We start from the raw sequence: 20,370 nt of genomic DNA on the forward strand, positions 1-20,370 counted from the left end.
ACGGGGCTAATCTGTGATACTATTTTAGGTAGACCATATGAACACAGACCGTGTACGGAAAGAGGGATTTCATTGACGGTGGATACGAATCAAGCGGGTCCTGCGGCTGAAGAAGCGCTGGCCCGTCAGGAGCAGGAAACGATTACGCAGGCGATTGCCAAGGAGCTTGGCATCAGCGTGAAGCAGGTACGGACTACGGTAGGGCTGCTGGATGAGGGGAATACGATTCCTTTTATCGCCCGGTACCGCAAGGAAATGACCGGGGAGCTGGACGAGAATGTCCTGCGCGATATTGAAGAACGGCTCAGCTATTTGCGCAATCTCGGGGACCGGAAAAAGGATGTGCTCCGCAGCATTGAAGAGCAGGGCAAGCTGACAAAGGAGCTGCAGGAGCAGATTCTGAAGGCGGTGAAGCTGCAGGAAGTGGAGGATCTGTACCGCCCGTTCCGCCAGAAGCGTAAGACGCGCGCCAGTGCCGCCAAGGAGAAGGGGCTGGAGCCGTTGGCAGACTGGGTAATGGAGCAGCGCCGCCAAGGCCAGCCGCTTGAGGAGGCTGCAAAGTATATAGATGCCGACAAAGGCGTAGAGAGCGCAGAGCTTGCTCTTCAGGGTGCGATGGACATCATCGCGGAGAACATTGCCGATGATCCTGCCGTCCGCTCTTGGGTCCGCCAGTATACAGCGAGTCAAGGCATACTGGTCTCGGAAGCCAAGGACGCGGAGCAGGAGAGTGTCTACGAGAACTATTACAATTACCGTGAACCGGTACATAAAATGCCGCCGCACCGCATCCTCGCCATCAACCGCGGCGAACGGGAGAATGTGCTGAAGGTCGGCATAGAAGTGACTGCCGACAAGATTCATGCCTTTATTCTGCGGAAGCTGGTGAAGGGGCCTTCCCCGGTCAAAGAACTGCTGGAAGCAGTGACCGAGGATGCCTACAAACGGCTGATCGCGCCTTCCGTGGAGCGCGAGGTACGCGGGGAGATGACGGAAAAGGGAGAAACGCAAGCGATTTCCATCTTCTCCGGAAATCTGCGCAGCCTGCTGCTGCAGCCGCCGGTGAAGGGGCGGAACGTGCTTGGCGTCGACCCGGCCTACCGCACCGGCTGCAAGCTGGCCGTGGTGGACGACACCGGCAAGCTGCTGGAGGTGGCGGTCACCTATCCGACGCCGCCGAACAACAAGAAGAAGGAGGCGGCGGCGAAGTTCAAAGAGCTGATTGCCAAATATGGCATCCAGCTCATTGTGATCGGCAACGGCACCGGCTCGCGGGAGACGGAGCAGTTCACCGCCGAGGTGATCGCAGAGATCGGCGATCCGGGGCTGGCGTACCTCATTGTCAATGAGGCCGGAGCCAGCGTGTATTCCGCCTCCAAGCTGGCGCAGGAGGAGTTCCCGGACCTCGATGTGGCGGAGCGCAGCGCCGCCTCCATCGCCCGCCGCGTGCAGGACCCGCTCGCGGAGCTGGTGAAGATCGACCCGAAGGCAATCGGGGTCGGGCAGTACCAGCATGACGTCTCCCAGAAGCATCTGGAGGAAAGTCTGAAAGGCGTCGTAGAGTCGGCGGTCAACCATGTCGGTGTCGATGTGAATACCGCCTCCGCCTCCCTGCTGTCCTATGTCGCGGGAGTCAATGCGACCATCGCCAAAAATATAGTGAAGTTCCGCGAGGAGAACGGCAAGTTCACGACCCGGAAGCAGCTGCAGAAGGTGCCGCGCCTTGGCGCCAAATCCTACGAGCAGTGCATCGGCTTCCTGCGTATTCCCGGCGGCGACAACACGCTGGACCGTACGCCTATCCACCCGGAATCCTATCCGGTGGTGGACCGGCTGTTCCGTGAGCTGGGGCTGGATGTGGCCTCGCTCGGCAGCAAGGAAGTAGCCGAACAGCTTCAGGCGCAGGATGCCGCCGAGCTGGCGGTGAAGCTTGATGTCGGCGTGCCTACGCTGCGCGACATCCTGGAGAGCCTGCAGCGTCCGGGCCGCGATCCGCGCGAGGAGCTGCCGCCGCTGATCTTCCGCACGGATGTGCTGAAGATCGAAGACCTGGTTCCCGGCATGGAAATGCAGGGAACTGTACGCAATGTGATCGATTTCGGCGCCTTCGTCGATATCGGCATCAAGAACGACGGGCTGGTGCATATTTCCCAGCTTAGCGGCAGCTACGTGAAGCATCCGATGGACGTTGTCTCCGTGGGAGACAATGTCACCGTATGGGTGATGGGCGTCGACCTCAAGAAAGGCCGGGTCAGCCTGACCATGCGTCCGCCGCGCGACAATAACGGAGGCGCGAAATAAATAAATTATCCCACCACCTGCCCCGGAAGATGAGGCGGGTGGTTTTTTGGTTATTTAGGAAATTATGATTATTATAATTCCCCTTTTTGTGGATATGATTTGCCTAAAGTTGGGAATCAGTCGAAGTTGATCGCCATTTTCCGACATAACGACAAATAGCGCTTACGAAGAGATAGCTGAGTAGTGCTAATAGTGCTAATAGTGCTAATAGTGCTAATAGTGCTAATAGTGCTAGCAGGGCTATATAACTTGAACTTTAGTTTTGCATTGTGGGGTATGGTCGTCACTGCGGGGAATGTTTGGACTTCCAGCCGCTGTTGTCGTAAGAATTTCTTGGTTTGAACCGCCTTTAGCGGTTGAAATCTGGTGACTGATTATGCTTCCGAAGCGAGCTTTCCTACGGAAAGCTTTCAGGCGGACGCATCCGCTCTTCCAGTTCCAAACTTCCCCTCCGCACTTCTTTCCTTTTATGAATTCTTTAAGTTCAACTTATATAGTTGGAAAAAGGGAACTTAATTCTCCCCAAAATCAACAATTGTAGGATTTAAGTGGAAAAAGGGAACTTAGTTGGGTCACTTTACCTCAGTGAGGGATGGCGTAAAATAAGTTGTGTACCAAGATTTGGGGCCTAGTAGGCAACAAAAAAGTAGGGTATTCTCGGGATTACGACACCACCAAGAAAGGAACCCTACTCAATGACTATTGTACCCGAAAATATGCTGAATAATCTATTTGAAAATCTTGTTACTCAATTTGTGAAAGAGAACTTAGAGTCCATCATGCGAGCAGAAATCCAAGAATTCATGGCTACGGAAGAGTCCGGTCCAAGCAACAGTCGCAATGGATATTACCCGCGCAATCTGCACACGAAATACGGAAATGTGGAGAATCTTAAGGTTCCTCGTGACCGTCAGGCTCTGTTCCAGACGCAACTGTTTGAGCCCTACCAACGGCGGGACGGTTGGTTAGAAGAGGCCGTCATTCAGATGTACAAAAGCGGAATGGGGACACGGGATGTGGCCCGGTTCATTGAAAGTATGTTCGGCAGTCACTATTCTCCCACGACGGTCAGCAACATTACGGCAACCGTCCTCGAAGACATTCACCAGTGGCAGAAGCGCCCTCTGCAAAAGCGTTATTCCGTCATCTATCTGGACGGATTATACGTCAAACTCAAACGTGGCACCGTCGGCGGAGAAGTGGTTTATTTCGCGATGGGCATTGACGAGGAAGGCCACCGACAAATCCTCGGGTTTTATGTGGGGGGCCAAGAAAGCGCCAATGGCTGGCGGGAGGTCCTGAAGGATCTTTACGACCGCGGAGCGCAGGAGGTCTTGCTCGGCGTGTTTGACGGACTCCCCGGCCTGGATGGAGCGTTCCGCGAAACGTATCCGAAGGCAGACGTACAGCACTGTGTGGTTCACAAGATTCGGTCGACCTTTCCCAAAATACGGGTGCAGCACAAAACCGAAGTCATTGAAGATCTAAAGACGATCTACACCTCAGCCGATGAGGATGTGGCCCGGGCTGCATTCGATACCGTGAAGGCCAAATGGGGCAAGCTCTACCCGAAAGAGATGCAGTCATGGGAAGAGCAATTAGCGACCTTACTGACGTTCTACAAGTATCCAGCGCTCATTAAGGAAGCCATCTACACGTCCAATCCCATTGAACGAATGAATAAGGAAATTCGGAAGCGCCTCAAACCCATGAACAGCCTCACCAATATGGATGCGGCAGAGAAGATTGTCTATCTGGATGTCGTGGAGTATAACGAGCGCTTTGGCGAACGAGTGATTCGCGGTTTTGGGGATCTAGAGGTAAAGAAGAAACTGAATGAGATGTTTGAGGCACGATATCCTGCCCAGGAATTGCAGGAAAAGTAGCCCATTCTCTCGTTCTTGGGGGTGGGGATTCCCCCACCCCCAAGAACATCCCTACCACCTAAAACGAATACTCGAGAAGATACTCTACGCTTCTTACACAAACTTCTTGACGCTACCCAGTGAGGGCGAAATGAGCTGAATTAGTTATCCTTTTTCCACTTAGCTTGCGGAGAATAGGGGGCACGGGCAAATTAGTTATCTTTTTTCCACTTGGAATGCCGAAGGATTCGTAAAGGGTTCTCCAGGCAACGCTAAACTGAAATTATAAACGGCTGCATTGTCCAGTGAAGGACGGTACAGCCGTGTTTTGTTCAACAGGAAATTATACAAAACCCCAAAAATCCGAATCTCTTGGGAGCTTCAGATGACCAGTTGCAAGGGGATAGGAGAAGTCAGGACCGTACGTAGAGTAACGCGGACAGAGAAGGCGCCACTCTCGCTACCCGTTAGAATAACCTTTTTCCGGCGAAATCCACGGACAACGGAGGCGTCCTCCCGGAAACTACTACAGCATGCACGGGGCTCGAGGGGAAGTCTGCCGGGGTATTGTACTAAATAGTTATAACTATTTTTCATCTTTCTGTCCTCTAACCTCCATGTTATGATTTGGAAAAAATACGAGACAGGTGGGTAAGCTATTGAATGAAACCGTAATTCGGAATTTTAGGCAGGAAGATATGGCAGCGCTGGGTGAATTTTATCAGGCGGTGACGGCAAGCGGTCCTGTGATCTTTTGGTGGGTGGGCGAAGAAGAGAATTATGAAAATGTGTTTTGCGCTTTTGAAGGAAATCAGATGGTAGCCAAAGGCCAGGTTGGGGTATTCAATATCATTCCAACTGAAGGTGCGGCGGAGAATAAGCATAAGATCTTTATCAATTTGAAGGTTGTGCCGGGCAGGGAAGAGGATGTGGAACTGCTGAATGGTGTGTATGAGCGTCTGCTGGCGCGGGCAGTTGCTGTGAAGGAGACGCTGCCGGAGGGTCACGGCACATTATTGTGTGTGGGGAATTATTCGACCGAAACGGGGTATCACCGTTATTTTCAGGAGCAGCAGGGCTATCAGTATTTACATAGTCTGTATAGCCTGCAACGTGACTTGACACAGCCCGTTGTGGAAATGCCGCTTACGGAAGGACTGGACTGGATACACTGGGGGATGGAGACCCGTGAAGAGCAGAACCAGTACATGAAACTGGAATCAGAGGTGTGGCCGGATGCACCGATTGGAGCGGAGCGGCTTGCTGAATATCGCGCCCATCCGCTGTGGACCGCCATTATTGCCCGGGAAGCAGGGACGATGGTCGCCAGTGTGATGGTATGGCAGGAGGACGCGGGTGGCGTTATCGAGGATGTGTTCGTCAGGGAATCCTGGAGAAGACGCGGCATTGCCCGTTTTCTGCTGGCTGAAGCCCTGAAATATTTGCAGGGGCACGGGCTTGAAACCGCCTCACTGATAACAGAAACCGGCAACCACTCCGCCCAGGCCCTGTATCAATCGGTTGGTTTTCACATTGAAAGCGAAGAAACCAGATACTATATAGAGCTGTAGAACTCTGCAAAAAGCGGCACTGCTTAGTCTATGATGACCACACAACAGAATGCAACCTCCCGATAATCCCGGCCTGTGGCTGAACGATCGGGAGGTTTTCCTTTGGTCAACTGCACAATACATTTCGTCCGAACATCAATATTATTTAATGAGGCCAGCCTTTATACTGAAAGCGTGTTCAACAAGAGTTATAGGGGGCTGTACAATGGAAGGATTAACAATAGGCTGGTATGGGGCACTTGCGGGACTGGCGCTCGCGATTATTCTGATCCTGAGAAAGCTGAATCCGGTTTACTCCTTATTTCTGGGGGCTATCGCAGGTGCGCTGATTGGCGGGGCCAATCTGGAGCAGACGGTCAGTGTACTTGTAAGCGGTACGCAAAGTGTCATGGGTACGGTTCTGCGCGTGCTTGCCGCCGGTGTATTGGCAGGGGTGATGATGGAATCGGGAGCGGCCGAAACGATTGCCCAGGCCATCGTGAAGAAATTCGGCGGGAGCAAAGCCATTCTGGCGCTGGCGCTGGCTACGATGATAATTACAGCGGTAGGGGTATTTATCCCCGTGGCCGTACTGATAGTGGCACCGATTGCTTTATCTGTAGGCAATAAAATGGGAATCTCCAAAATGGCGCTGCTGCTCGCACTCTCCGGCGGCGGAAAAGCAGGGAACATCATCTCACCCAATCCGAATACGATTGCCGCTGCGCGGGGGTTCGACCTGGATCTAAGCCACGTAATGCTGGCCGGCTTCATTCCGGCAGTCTGCGGCTTAATTGTAACCGTTATCGTAGCTTCTCTTTTGAAAAATAAAGGTGTAAGGGTGCTGGACGGGGAAGCAGTGTACAACGAAATTGACACCTCCAAATATCCGCCGCTCGGCAAGGCAATCGTGGCACCGCTTGTTGCGGTCATTCTGCTGATGATCAATCCGATCGGTTCGCTCACGGGCATCGATGCTCTTTCCCGAATTAAAGTTGATGCCTTGTACATTCTGCCGGTTGCCGGAATTATTGGCCTCCTGGCCATGGGCCAGGGAAACAAAATTTTGGCCTTTACTTCATCCGGCCTCAATAAAATGACGGCAACGGTGCTGATTCTGATCGGTGCCGGGGGATTGCCGGACTCATTGCCGCTTCCGACTTGTCCGTGCAGATCGTCAGCCTGATCCAGGCGGCGGGGATTTCGGGAACTTTCCTGGCACCGATCTCCGGTATTCTGATGGCGGCCGCTACCGGCTCTACCTCGACGGGGGTTATCCTGGCGACGGGTTCGTTTGGGCAAGCGATTTTGAATATGGGCACGGCGCCGCTGGCCGCAGCGGTCATGGTGCATACCGGAGCCACTGTCATCGACTCCCTGCCGCAGGGCAATTACTTCCATGTCACAGCGGACAGCATGAAAATGTCGATTAAGCAGCGGATGGGGCTCATTCCCTATGAAGCGGTGGTTGGCGGGACGATGGCGGTTGCGGCGACGGTCATTTACGGGTTTTTGTTATAGAGTACAGGCATTAATATATGGTATGGGGTGAGAAAATGGTAGAAAAAGAAAAAACATTCGTACTGGCGCCGGATTCCTTCAAAGAGAGCATGACTGCCAAAGAAGTCTGCATTGCCATGGAAAAGGGGCTGCGGAAGGTCTATCCGGCTGCCCATTATATTCATGTGCCGATGGCTGACGGCGGGGAAGGAACTGTACAGTCCCTGGTTGATGCTTCGGGCGGGAAAATTCATTATAAAGAGGTGAACGGACCGCTTGGGCAAAAGGTTACGGCGAAATACGGCATTCTTGGCGGCGGACAGACTGCGGCGATTGAGATGGCTTCCGCGAGCGGCATCCATCTGGTGCCGAAGGAAACCCGGAACCCCTTGATCACAACCACTTACGGCACCGGAGAGTTGATCCGGGAGTGCCTGGACCGGGGCATCCGCAAAATCATCATCGGCATCGGCGGCAGCGCGACGAATGACGGGGAGTCGGCATGGCCGAGGCGCTCGGGGCCCGGTTCCTGGATGAGTCGGGAGCGGAACTTCCCCGGGGCGGCGGCAGTCTGGACAGACTGGCAAGCATAGATATTTCTGCGCTGGACGAACGCCTGCAGCATGTTCAAATGATTGTTGCCTGCGATGTGACGAATCCGCTGTGCGGGGAGCAGGGGGCTTCCCGGGTATTTGGCCCCCAAAAGGGAGCTACGCCGGAAATGGTGCAAAAACTTGATGCGAATCTTGCCCATTATGCGGCGGTCGTGAAGCAGCAGCTTCACAAGGATGTGCGTGATCTGCCCGGCGCGGGTGCTGCCGGAGGGTTAGGCGCAGGGCTGCTGGTCTTCACCCAGGCTGTGCTGCAGAAGGGAATTGAGATTGTTATTGAATATACCGGCCTGAAGGAAAAGCTGGCTGGCGCCGATGTGGTGTTCACAGGCGAAGGCGGCATTGATTTTCAGACGAAGTTCGGGAAAACTCCCTACGGTGTCGCCCGTGCAGCCAAAGCCGGCGGACAAAAGGTCATCGCTGTCGCCGGTTACATCGGCGAGGGCATAGATGCCCTGTATGAGGAGGGCTTCACGGCAATCTTCGGCATTGTTCCCGGGGCCTCCGGCCTGGAGAAGCTGCTGGCCGAGGGGCCGCAGAACGTCGAGCGGACCTGTGAGAATATCGCGAGAATTCTGAAGCTAAGCGAATAGCATAGAAAAACAGCGGCCCTGGAGTGTTCTCTTCAGGGCCGCTTATCGTGTGAAGCAGCACTACTTGTAGAGCGCCAGCAGACCGTGCGTGAGCTCGAACAGCTGGAGCAGATTGCGCGGATCTTTTCCGGTCAGGGCCTGAATCCGTTTCAGGCGGTATTGCAGCGTGTTGCGGTGGATATTCAAGTCATCGGCGGTATGGGAGACGCTGCAATTATGGTTAATGAAGCTTCGAAGCGTCTCAATCATATCTACGGCATCCTCCAGCTTGGCGGCGGTGTTCAGCGGGGCCAAGGAAGCGTGGCTCAGCTTCACCAGAAATTCCACGTTTTCAAAAGCGATGACCTGTGCAGCAGGCTTCAGCGCCAGCAGAATATTCATCGCGGATCTGGCCTGGCGGTAGCTTTCGGCTATGCTCGCTTCCTGCTTGCCGGCGGCGATCAGCGCTTGGGGCTGGCCCCGCAAAAGCTCGCGGATCAGCGGCCTTGGATCGCCTGACTCCTGTAAAATAAGCAGCTGCGTCTCTTCATCCATAGCAAATGAAGGGTAGCGCAGCAGCAGCTTGTCCGGGTCTGCTTCGGCATTGAAATGCTTGATGTACAGCACCACGGTTTTCAGCAGCAGGTCGATTTGATACGGCGCTGCTTCTTTCCTCAGCTTTTGGGAATAGGCTCCCTGATGATTCAGCAGCAGTTCAAGGAAGGCTTTTTTGCGATTCGCTTCATGGGCCAGAGTCTCCAAGCTGTTGCGCTGCTCAATTAACAGGGATACGGTAGTTCTGACAATATTGCAAAAAGGGCGGACCTCATCCGGATTACCTGAGATGCCGATTACTCCTACGCGGGTATGACCAATTACAATCGGTTCATTGGTGCCTTTTTTCTCAAAACGGCTGTCCTCCCAGACCTCAACCATTCTCCCGGTGGACAGCGCCTGGACCGCTCCCTGATGCACCGTGCCGATCCGTTCCCTTCGGCCGCTGCCGATAATAATCCCGTCTGCGTTCATGATATTAATATTGTATGGGATGTCCGTCATCATTTTATCCACGATCTCCTGGGCCTGATTCTCGGAAAGCTGGAACAAATCCACATCCTCCTTCGTCAAATGGGTAGATAACGGTTAGGGCCTTGCGGCTGATCCGTTACATTGAAGTTGTTGTGCATCTGAACAAAAGTATAGCGGTTTTTAATGCTGTTGTCAGGGGCACTTGTCTGGTTCGGGTAAATCTGGTTTATGTGCAACATTAATCCAGCTGCGGACGTCTAAATACAGAGAGAGAGAAACAGCAGCATAAGGAGGGATTTTCAATGATTACTGTAAAAAAAATATTAGGGCATTCCGCCCTGGCCGCTCTTTTGCTGGTCCTTGCGGCCTGCAATTCAGCGTCTGAAGCGGAGCCGCAGCAGACCCAGGGTTCGCCTTCGCCAAGCGCGTCAGCGAGCGCAGCGCCAAGCGCGTCAGCAAGCGCAGCGCCAAGCACGTCAGCGAGTGCAGCACCAAGCGCGCCAGTGAGTGCAGTGCCAAGCGCGCCAGCCAGTGCAGCGCCGGCTTCTTCGGAACCGGCAGAGAGCCAGGTGCCGCAGGCTCCGGGCGTACCGGAGGAAGGGACGCCTCCTACAGCTATGGAATCGGCAAGCACAGTGCTGCGAGCCCTGAGCCGAGGCAATATGGAGACCCTCGCATCCTGGGCGCACCCCGACAAAGGTGTCCGTTTTTCACCTTACGCCCATGTGGATACGGCAACTGATCTGGTATTCACCAGAGATCAACTGGAGGGGCTGATGAAAGATTCTAAACCGTACGTATGGGGTAAATTCGCCGGTTCGGGGAGAACATCAAGCTGACCTTTGCCGAATACTTCAAGCGGTTTGTCTATGACGCCAACTTCATGAATAAGGCTGAAACGGCTCTGAATAAGGGGCTGGGGCAGGGAACAACCCTGAATAATATCAACGAAGTCTATCCCAAGGACAGCTACGACTTCGTAGAATATCACATCGCCGGCGTAGATCCGGCCAATGAAGGCATGGACTGGCGCAGCCTGCGCCTGGTCTTCGAGAAGATGGGCGAGGACCGCGCCCTCGTGGGCATCGTCCACGATCAATGGACGCCATAATAGAAACGAGACGGACGCACCACTGGTTTATTCCGGTGGCAGCGTCCGTTTTCTATATGAGCCACTCATTGAAAAAATACCGGAAATGCCAAGGGGAACGAAGATTGAACACAGGGACGGACTGAGAATCCGTTATTTTGCCTAAAACGGCCCTGTCTGCGGGTGTTTTAGGCTAATAAGCGCACTGGAGTCCGGAACCATCCGAATTCGTGCCCATGCTTCAGCGTCCGGCGGTCAGTGTCCCTGCGGCATGTTCCCTTCCGTTTGATCCACGCCAAAAGACCGTGCCTTCGGGGGCACGGTCTCTTTAGGCCTATCTAAGCAGGTACATCCGGGCCTGCAACCCGGGCCAGCCCTCCAGCTCCAATCCAAGCTTACCTTACACTGGAACCGGAGGATGAAGGAGCAGCGGTTAGGGACTTGGCAGTTGCGGTATAACCTTCCGGCAGATACGTTACTGCGGTGCCCTTGGTGATGACCATCGGGTACATTTTGCCCGGGTCCGGCTTGGTTACACTGAAATAGATGACCGCCGTCTTGTCTTTGCCGAATTCGATCCGGTTAATAGCCAGTCCATACCCCGGGTTCGGCAGATCATTGACGGTAAGTGTAGCTTTGTTTACGCCTGGGCCGGCTTTTTCCAGAGTTATTGAACCCTCATACAGCTGAGCAGGAGCTGCGGTTCCCTCATCCGGAGGTGTCACCTCTGGTGTAATCACCGTTCGGGCAAACTCAGCAGCGTCATAGATCCAGACGGCAGCTTCCGCACGGGTCACCGCATCATTTGGGCGGAAAGTATTATTTTTCTCCAATGTCACCAAATGGGTGTTCACCAGAATCTGCAGGCTATTCATCTCAGCATTGGACAGCTTGCTGCCATCCGAGATATCGGCGTACATCAGCGTTACCGGGAAGTTGCCCTTGCTCTGCAAAGCCTGAGTCAGCAAATGGGCAAACTGGATACGTGTCATCGCAGCGTTCGGATCAACCGACTTATCCAGGGTCAGACCGTTTTGCTTCGCAATGAGGAAGGCAGATGCATACCAGGCCTTATCCTTTACTTTGTCAAAATATACACTAGACGTAACTGTATTGCCTCCGCCCGATGCCTTCGGGGACAACTGCAGGCCGTTCACGATAAACTGGATGCCTTGGGCAAAGGTAACCTTCGATTTTGGCGCGAATCTGTCCGTAGTCACTCCATTAACGACTCCCTTGTTATGCAGTGCGTTGATTTTCGACTCAGCGGGATCTCCCTTGATGTCGGAAAATGCAAAAGCCGATGCTCCAAAAGATACGCTTGCCGCCAGAATGCCGCACGCAATAGTTATTTTTTTTGCGCTCATCTGGAAAGAATATTTATTCATTGTGCCTCACCTCTTATCCTCTTAGATGTTGGAAAGCGTAGAAAGGTTGCAGGTCCACTCCAAAAAAATGCAATGCAGAGGAATTATCCGCGCAGCAGTGACTCCACACCGTCCACAAAAATCTCCGTGCCGGTAAAAAGAAACAACTCATCCGAAGCCAGGAACAGCACCAGATTGGCGGCTTGCTCCGGTTTGCCGGAGCCTGCTCCAGCGGATGATTGCCGTCCGGAAATTCTAAGGGGATTCGTACTTCCTCTAGCTCTTCGCTTTTATACGTATTTTATCCAATATTAGTGTCAATAGAACCGGGGGCACACGGCATTTATGCGAATGGTGTATTGCGCCAGCTTAAGTAGCCGCCGTTTTCTTCATACGATGGACTCAATCTCCTGTGTAGTTTGTGCGAGATTCTCGGGGGAAGATTAAGTATATATACTACAACCCAATGCTGGGCAAAACGTATATCGGTGGCCTTCCGATCCCTGATGCTCCCCCGGTGACTATTTGCGATTCTTTCCTTCAATCGTTTGTCTGCCACGATCTATTCTTCCTTCAGTAACTAAATACCCTGTGCCCCCCGGATGAACCAGCCTTTTGATGTGGTGAGAGTACGCGGTAAGAGTATGCGGTGAGGATTGAACAGCGGCGCCTTTTCGCTGTACACTTAGGAATGGTAGCGCTTTGATTATAAAATCAGTTCATGACAGGAGAACATAGATGGTTCAGCAGCAGGGGATGGGACGGATTAATGTGGGGATTTTTGCCCATGTTGATGCAGGGAAGACAACAACTACAGAGCATATTCTCTATGAAAGCGGCCGTATTAAGGCGGTGGGCAGTGTAGACAGCGGAACGGCGTTGACCGATTCCATGGAGGTGGAGCGCCAGCGGGGGATTTCCGTGCGTGCGGCCTTGGCATCGTTCGAGTGGCGGGGCGTGCAGGTGAATCTGGTCGATACACCGGGCCATGTCGATTTCCTGTCCGAGGTGGAGCGGAGCTTGCGGGTGATGGACTGTGCGGTGCTTATTTTGTCGGCGGTCGAAGGTGTACAGGCCCAGAGCGAAATGATCTGGAACGCGCTGCGCAAGCTGGGGATTCCGACACTGATTTTTCTGAACAAAATGGACCGGACCGGCGCAGACCCCGAAGCTGTGCTGGCTCAGGCAAGAACGTATCTGTCCGGGGATATCCTGCCGGTCCAGCAGGCGCTGGGGCAAGAGCAGAGCTACACCGGTGCCGTGGATCTATGGGCAAAAGCTGCGGACCCTGCGGCGCGGATAGAGCTATTGGAAGCCCTGGCGGAACGGGACGAGGCGCTTTTGGAGACATATATGTCGGGGACTCCGCTTGATCTGACAGCCTGGAAGGAACAATTGAAGGCGGGAGCAGCCGCTGGAAAATGGTTCCCGCTCGTATACGGCGTGGCAGCCAAAGGTCTTGGCATTACGCAGCTGCTGGACGCGATGACCGATTATTTTCCCCGTGCCGGCGGGAACCCGCAATTGCCGGTGTCCGGCATCGTGTACAGCATTCAGCGTGACAAAAGCATGGGCCGCATGGCCTTCGTCCGCCTCTATCAGGGAACGGTCCGCAACCGGGATACGGTGATGAATTATACGCAGGATGTTCAAGGCAAGGTCACGCAAATCCGCAAGGTGGAAGGCGGACGCACGGAGGATGTCGGCGCGTTGGAAGCCGGAGATATCGCCGTAGTCTACGGATTGTCCGGGGTAAAAATCGGTGATGTGCTGGGCGTGCCGGACGCGGTTCCGCAGGAGGCGAAGCTGGCTGTGCCGCTGCTCACCGTACGGGTGCATTGGGATGCGGCTGTCGATGAGCATAAGGTCATCGGAGCCTTTCAGGAGCTGGCCGATGAAGATCCGCTGCTTGATACCCAGTGGCTTCAGGATGAGCGGGAGCTGCACATCAAGGTCATGGGTCCGATTCAGCTGGAGATTCTGGACAGTGTGCTGGAGAGCCGGTACGGACTGAAGGTTACCTTCGGCCAGCCGTCGGTGATCTATCGGGAGACGCCAAGCCGCGCGGGCGAAGGTTATGTCGCCTACCTGATGCCCAAGCCGTGCTGGGCGATTCTGCGGTTCCGGATTGAGCCGGGACCGCCGGGCAGCGGACTTCGCTATGAATCACTGGTCCGCAGCTCCGATCTGCTGCCGCAATACCAGAACGAGACCGCCCGCCGCGTGCCGGAGGCGTTAATGCAGGGTCTGTACGGCTGGGAGGTAACCGACCTTAAGATCACGCTAACCGAGGGGCAGCATCATGTGTGGCATACGCATCCGCTGGATTTTGCGGTGGCTACACCGATGGCCATCATGGACGGGCTGAACCGGGTCGGCACGAAGCTGCTGGAACCGGTTCTCCAGGTCCGCATTGTTGTACCCGAAGAGAACGGCGGCCGCGTCATGAACGATCTCGTGCAGATGCGCGGCACCTTCGAGCCGCCCGTCCTGCAAGGCGAACGGATGATCATCGAGGGCCGGCTGCCGCTGGCAACGTCACTCGATTACCCCGTGAGGTTAAGCTCCTACACGAAGGGGCGCAGCACGTTTACTTCCTTTTTTGCCGGCTACGAGGAATGCCCTCCGGATATCCGGGCCGAGCGCACCCGCCGGGGCGTGAACCCGCTCGATCAGGCGAGGTACATTCTGAGCGTGCGGAAGGCGCTGCAGGGGTAGTTTCGGGCGCCAGACCATTGGGTCTGGCGTTATGAGATAGGGCTCTCCGGGAGATTTTCATTTTTTGGCACACTGCTTATCCTGATGAGAAGCTCCCTCAGAATGTATGGCATTGTTCCCTATTCATGCTTACATTTTTCTACAAATATGAAACTTTCATAGTATCAAATTCTTAATATCCTAAATTCTCCATTCTCACTGGTCGATATACTACTAGAGAACTATTTAGTGGGGAGGGAAGAAATGAGTAAGCATCATAAAAAAGGAAAGAGTATCAAAAAGAAAACCACTGCAGTTATATACTTGGCTGTAGTGCTGACGCCTCAAGCCGCGCAATATGCACAAATTGCTCAGGCCAAACCTTACATAGCACCCGTAAAGCAAATTACACTGCCTTCCGATCAGAAAGTAAACTTGAATCTCGATAATAGCTATAATTACAAAGCTAAGGAATTTAACGGAAATGTTATCAAAGTGACTACGGACTCTGGTAATACTTTAAGCATTGAGCCATTAAAAGAAGGTAGCACATTCCTGACAGTGGAACTCTCCGACAGCGTAAATACCATCGTCCAATCTTTCGTTATCAATATTGTTGATACCGGTACGGATGGTATTTTGGATGTTGGAGATATCGTTAATCATTTGCGGATGTTCCCTTCATCAGCCGTTGTCAGTGACGTTACCAAAATGCTCGAAGGCATAGAATCGCGTGTCTTCGCAACCTCACATACATACGTTTCCAATCTCTCACCTGTGGCGCTCAGCCAACCTATGATTATTTTTGATGCAAAGGAAGAGGCTTTTGTTCAGTCGTTTTCTGAGCTGAATTCCATGTTTACAGATCTCAACGGCGATTATCTTTCGTATTCGATTGTGCAGGGACCTGACCCGCTGAGTGGTCTGAGCCTCAGCTTGAACGGCGGTTACCTGTCCATTGGCGGGACGCCAACAGCACCGACGGCCTTCACCGTGCGTGCAACAGACCCTTCGGGCTTGTACGCGGACATGGAGAGTACGCTCAATTTCGTACCGGAGCCAGTATCGCATGCGGTCATTCAGACGACGGGTTCGCTGACGCTGATCGACCTGAACGAGTACTTCATTGACCGGGATCACGAGGCATTGTCGTTTGGACTGAACGGCTATTCGTATACGAGCAATGCCGTGAGTACCTGGCTGGACGGCAATGTGCTGACCATATCCGGCACCATTGTCACTCCGATGTCGCTGCACATCTCAGCAACCGACGGCCATGGCTGGTGGGCGTACAACACAGCCGCCGTGCAGGGCGAGAACCTGGCCCCGCTGGCCCTGAGCCAGCCGATGGTGGTTTACCATCCGCAGTATGGGGAATTTGTGCAGTCCTTCACACAGTTGGATGAGTTGTTCCGTGATCCGAACGGCGACTGGTTGTCCTACTCCATCGTGCAGAGTCCAGACCCGCAAAGCGGCCTGAGCCTCAGCTTGAACGGCGGATACCTGTCCATTGGCGGGACCCCGACAGCACCGACCGCCTTCACCGTGCGTGCAACAGACCCTTCGGGCTTGTACGCGGACATGGAGAGCACGCTGAATTTCGTACCGGAGCCAGTTTCGCATGCGGTCATTCAGACGACGGGTTCGCTGACGCAAATCGACCTGAACGAGTACTTCATTGACCGGGATCATGAGGCATTGTCGTTTGGACTGAACGGCTATTCGTATACGAGCAATGCCGTGAGTACCTGGCTGGACGGCAATGTGCTGACCATATCCGGCACCATTGTCACTCCGATGTCGCTGCACATCTCAGCAACCGACGGCCATGGCTGGTGGGCGTACAATACAGCCGCCGTGCAGGGCGAGAACCTGGCACCGCTGGCCCTGAGCCAGCCGATGGTGATCTACCATCCGCAGTATGGGAAATTTGTACGGTCCTTCGCACAACTGGATAAGCTGTTCCGTGATCCGAATGGCGATTACCTTTCGTATACCATCGTGCAGAATCCGGATCCGCAAAGCGGTCTGAGCCTGAGCTTGAACGGCGGATACCTGTCCATTGGCGGGACTCCGACAGCACCGACCGCCTTCACCGTGCGTGCCACCGATCCGTCCGGCTTGTACGCGGACATGGAAAGTACGCTGAATTTCGTACCGGAGCCAGTATCGCATGCGGTCATTCAGACGACGGGTTCGCTGACGCAAATCGACCTGAACGAATACTTCATCGACCGGGATCACGAGGCGCTGTCGTTTGGACTGAACGGCTATTCGTACACGAGCAATGCCGTGAGTACCTGGCTGGACGGCAATGTGCTGACCATATCCGGCACCATTGTCACTCCGATGTCGCTGCACATCTCAGCGACCGACGGCCATGGCTGGTGGGCGTACAACACAGCCGCTGTGCAGGGCGAGAACCTGGCACCGCTGGCCCTGAGCCAGCCGATGGTGATTTACCATCCGCAGTATGGGGAATTTGTGCGGTCCTTCGCACAACTGGATGAGTTGTTCCGTGATCCGAACGGCGATTACCTTTCGTATTCCATCGTGCAGAATCCGGATCCGCAAAGCGGTCTGAGCCTGAGCTTGAACGGCGGATACCTGTCCATTGGCGGGACTCCGACAGCACCGACCGCCTTCACCGTGCGTGCAACAGACCCTTCGGGCTTGTACGCGGACATGGAGAGCACGCTGAGTTTCGTACCGGAGCCAGTATCGCATGCGGTCATTCAGGCGACTAGTTCGTTGACGCAAATCGACCTGAACGAGTACTTCATCGACCGGGATCACGAGGCGCTGTCGTTTGGACTGAACGGCTATTCGTACACGAGCAATGCCGTGAGTACCTGGCTGGACGGCAATGTGCTGACCATATCCGGCACCATTGTCACTCCGATGTCGGTTCACATCTCAGCAACCGATGGCCATGGCTGGTGGGCGTACAACACAGCCGCTGTGCTGGGCGAGAACCTGGCACCGCTGGCCCTGAGCCAGCCGATGGTGATCTACCATCCGCAGTATGGGAAATTTGTACGGTCCTTCGCACAACTGGATAAGCTGTTCCGTGATCCGAATGGCGATTACCTTTCGTATACCATCGTGCAGAATCCGGATCCGCAAAGCGGTCTGAGCCTGAGCTTGAACGGCGGATACCTGTCCATTGGCGGGACGCCAACAGCACCGACGGCCTTCACCGTGCGTGCCACCGATCCTTCGGGCTTGTACGCGGACATGGAGAGTACGCTGAATTTCGTACCGGAGCCAGTATCGCATGCGGTCATTCAGACGACGGGTTCGCTGACGCAAATCGACCTGAACGAATACTTCATCGACCGGGATCACGAGGCGCTGTCGTTTGGACTGAACGGCTATTCGTACACGAGCAATGCCGTGAGTACTTGGCTGGACGGCAATGTGCTGACCATATCCGGCACCATTGTCACTCCGATGTCGCTGCACATCTCAGCGACCGACGGCCATGGCTGGTGGGCGTACAACACAGCCGCTGTGCAGGGCGAGAACCTGGCACCGCTGGCACTGAGCCAGCCGATGGTGATTTACCATCCGCAGTATGGGGAATTTGTGCGGTCCTTCGCACAACTGGATGAGCTGTTCCGTGATCCGAACGGCGACTGGTTGTCCTACTCCATCGTGCAGAGTCCAGACCCGCAAAGCGGCCTGAGCCTCAGCTTGAACGGCGGATACCTGTCCATTGGCGGGACCCCGACAGCACCGACCGCCTTCACCGTGCGTGCAACAGACCCTTCGGGCTTGTACGCGGACATGGAGAGCACGCTGAATTTCGTACCGGAGCCAGTTTCGCATGCGGTCATTCAGACGACGGGTTCGCTGACGCAAATCGACCTGAACGAGTACTTCATTGACCGGGATCATGAGGCATTGTCGTTTGGACTGAACGGCTATTCGTATACGAGCAATGCCGTGAGTACCTGGCTGGACGGCAATGTGCTGACCATATCCGGCACCATTGTCACTCCGATGTCGCTGCACATCTCAGCAACCGACGGCCATGGCTGGTGGGCGTACAATACAGCCGCCGTGCAGGGCGAGAACCTGGCACCGCTGGCCCTGAGCCAGCCGATGGTGATCTACCATCCGCAGTATGGGAAATTTGTACGGTCCTTCGCACAACTGGATAAGCTGTTCCGTGATCCGAATGGCGATTACCTTTCGTATACCATCGTGCAGAATCCGGATCCGCAAAGCGGTCTGAGCCTGAGCTTGAACGGCGGATACCTGTCCATTGGCGGGACTCCGACAGCACCGACCGCCTTCACCGTGCGTGCCACCGATCCGTCCGGCTTGTACGCGGACATGGAAAGTACGCTGAATTTCGTACCGGAGCCAGTATCGCATGCGGTCATTCAGACGACGGGTTCGCTGACGCAAATCGACCTGAACGAATACTTCATCGACCGGGATCACGAGGCGCTGTCGTTTGGACTGAACGGCTATTCGTACACGAGCAATGCCGTGAGTACCTGGCTGGACGGCAATGTGCTGACCATATCCGGCACCATTGTCACTCCGATGTCGCTGCACATCTCAGCGACAGACGGCCATGGCTGGTGGGCGTTCAATACAGCCGCTGTGGGTACACCTGTCGAGGAGGGAACAACTTGGCCCCGCTGACCTTGAGCCAGCCGATGGTAATCTATAATGCCACGGATGATTACTTCATACAGCCATACTTTAACCTGAATGAGCTGTTCCGTGATCCAAACGGCGATTACCTTTCGTATTCCATCGTGCAAAATCCAGATCCGCAAAGCGGCCTGAGCCTGAGCTTGAACGGCGGATACCTGTCCATTGGCGGGACGCCGACAGCACCGACCGCCTTCACCGTGCGTGCCACCGATCCGTCCGGCTTGTACGCGGACATGGAGAGTACGCTGAATTTCGTACCGGAGCCAGTATCGCATGCGGTCATTCAGACGACGGGTTCGCTGACGCAGATCGACCTGAACGAGTACTTCATCGACCGGGATCACGAGGCGCTGTCGTTCGGTCTTAATGGTTATTCGTATACAAGTAATGCCGTGAGTACCTGGCTGGACGGCAATGTGCTGACCATATCCGGCACCATTGTCACTCCGATGTCGCTGCACATCTCAGCAACCGACGGCCATGGCTGGTGGGCGTACAATACAGCCGCCGTGCAGGGTACACCTGTCGAGGAGGGGAACAACTTGGCCCCGCTGACCTTGAGCCAGCCGATGGTAATCTATAATGCCACGGATGATTACTTCATACAGCCATACTTTAACCTGGATGAGTTGTTCCGTGATCCAAACGGCGACTGGTTATCGTATTCCATCGTGCAGAATCCAGACCCGCAAAGCGGTCTGAGTCTTAGCTTGAATGGCGGATACCTGTCCATTGGCGGGACCCCGACAGCACCGACGGCCTTCACCGTGCGTGCCACCGATCCTTCGGGCTTGTACGCGGACATGGAGAGCACGCTCAATTTCGTACCGGAGGCAGTATCGCATGCGGTCATTCAGACGACGGGTTCGCTGACGCAAATCGACCTGAACGAGTACTTCATTGACCGGGATCACGAGGCATTGTCGTTCAGTCTTAATGGCTATTCGGGCACGAGCTATCCTGTAAGTACCTGGCTGGACGGCAATGTGCTGTTTATCTCCGGTGTGATCGCGAGTCCGATGTCGATTCAGATCCTTACGACGGACGGCCATGGCTGGTGGGTAAATAACTCTATCCGAATTGACAAGGATGGACCAAGCCAATAATCCCAAGA

At 54.5% G+C, this 20,370-nt stretch carries 10 protein-coding genes and 3 pseudogenes; 10 read left to right on the forward strand and 3 right to left on the reverse strand.

Annotation, left to right across the window (positions count from 1 at the left end; translation table 11 throughout):
• The first annotated feature begins 117 nt into the window (after positions 1–117).
• From JI735_RS15060 to JI735_RS15080, 5 genes and pseudogenes are all read left to right on the forward strand, one after another.
• Positions 118–2,301, forward strand: coding sequence for a Tex family protein (locus JI735_RS15060; protein WP_202677655.1), 2,184 nt, complete (start codon positions 118–120; stop codon positions 2,299–2,301).
• Between the two features lie 695 nt (positions 2,302–2,996).
• Positions 2,997–4,187, forward strand: coding sequence for an IS256 family transposase (locus JI735_RS15065; RefSeq protein ID WP_051051481.1), 1,191 nt, complete (start codon positions 2,997–2,999; stop codon positions 4,185–4,187).
• Positions 4,188–4,825: 638 nt separating this feature from the next.
• Positions 4,826–5,737, forward strand: a complete 912-nt coding sequence (locus JI735_RS15070; RefSeq protein ID WP_233476409.1) for a GNAT family N-acetyltransferase — start codon at positions 4,826–4,828, stop codon at positions 5,735–5,737.
• Positions 5,738–5,942: 205 nt separating this feature from the next.
• Positions 5,943–7,237: pseudogene (locus tag JI735_RS15075) on the forward strand (GntP family permease).
• Between the two features lie 35 nt (positions 7,238–7,272).
• A pseudogene (locus tag JI735_RS15080) lies at positions 7,273–8,420 on the forward strand (glycerate kinase family protein).
• A gap of 60 nt (positions 8,421–8,480) precedes the next feature.
• On the opposite strand, the gene JI735_RS15085 reads toward JI735_RS15080, so the two are convergent.
• The gene (locus JI735_RS15085; RefSeq protein ID WP_039835627.1) at positions 8,481–9,506 is read right to left on the reverse strand and encodes a CdaR family transcriptional regulator; all 1,026 of its coding nucleotides are present in this window, start codon (positions 9,504–9,506) and stop codon (positions 8,481–8,483) included.
• A gap of 224 nt (positions 9,507–9,730) precedes the next feature.
• Here JI735_RS15085 and JI735_RS15090 point away from each other — a divergent pair, with 224 nt between their 5' ends.
• Together JI735_RS15090 and JI735_RS35780 are read left to right on the forward strand one after the other, a co-directional pair.
• Entirely contained in the window at positions 9,731–10,267 is a 537-nt protein-coding gene (locus tag JI735_RS15090; protein ID WP_233476410.1) for a hypothetical protein, read from the forward strand.
• A 44-nt stretch (positions 10,268–10,311) separates the two neighbouring features.
• Entirely contained in the window at positions 10,312–10,539 is a 228-nt protein-coding gene (locus tag JI735_RS35780; protein ID WP_233476411.1) for a hypothetical protein, read from the forward strand.
• A gap of 374 nt (positions 10,540–10,913) precedes the next feature.
• Here the strand turns inward: JI735_RS35780 and JI735_RS15095 are convergent, their stop codons facing one another.
• Both JI735_RS15095 and JI735_RS35785 read right to left on the reverse strand, forming a co-directional pair.
• The gene (locus tag JI735_RS15095) at positions 10,914–11,906 is read right to left on the reverse strand and encodes an S-layer homology domain-containing protein (protein WP_039835625.1); all 993 of its coding nucleotides are present in this window, start codon (positions 11,904–11,906) and stop codon (positions 10,914–10,916) included.
• Positions 11,907–11,989: 83 nt separating this feature from the next.
• Positions 11,990–12,271, reverse strand: a pseudogene (locus tag JI735_RS35785) (SDR family oxidoreductase); the annotation flags it as partial.
• Between the two features lie 352 nt (positions 12,272–12,623).
• On the opposite strand from JI735_RS35785, the gene JI735_RS15100 reads away from it, so the two are divergent.
• The 3 genes from JI735_RS15100 (at position 12,624) to JI735_RS15110 (ending at position 20,362) form a co-directional block, all read left to right on the forward strand.
• Positions 12,624–14,603 carry a GTP-binding protein gene (locus tag JI735_RS15100; RefSeq protein WP_202677527.1) on the forward strand — a complete coding sequence of 660 codons (1,980 nt, stop codon included), beginning with the start codon at positions 12,624–12,626 and terminating at the stop codon, positions 14,601–14,603.
• 243 nt (positions 14,604–14,846) lie between these two features.
• Positions 14,847–19,241 (forward strand): hypothetical protein, encoded by a 4,395-nt coding sequence (locus JI735_RS15105; protein WP_202677528.1) that lies wholly within the window; start codon positions 14,847–14,849, stop codon positions 19,239–19,241.
• Positions 19,229–20,362 (forward strand): hypothetical protein, encoded by a 1,134-nt coding sequence (locus JI735_RS15110; protein ID WP_202677529.1) that lies wholly within the window; start codon positions 19,229–19,231, stop codon positions 20,360–20,362. Before JI735_RS15105 ends, JI735_RS15110 begins: the two co-directional genes overlap by 13 nt.
• The last annotated feature ends 8 nt before the right edge of the window (positions 20,363–20,370 follow it).

The sequence above is a fragment of the Paenibacillus sonchi genome, from assembly GCF_016772475.1.
Taxonomy (GTDB): domain Bacteria; phylum Bacillota; class Bacilli; order Paenibacillales; family Paenibacillaceae; genus Paenibacillus_AQ; species Paenibacillus_AQ sonchi.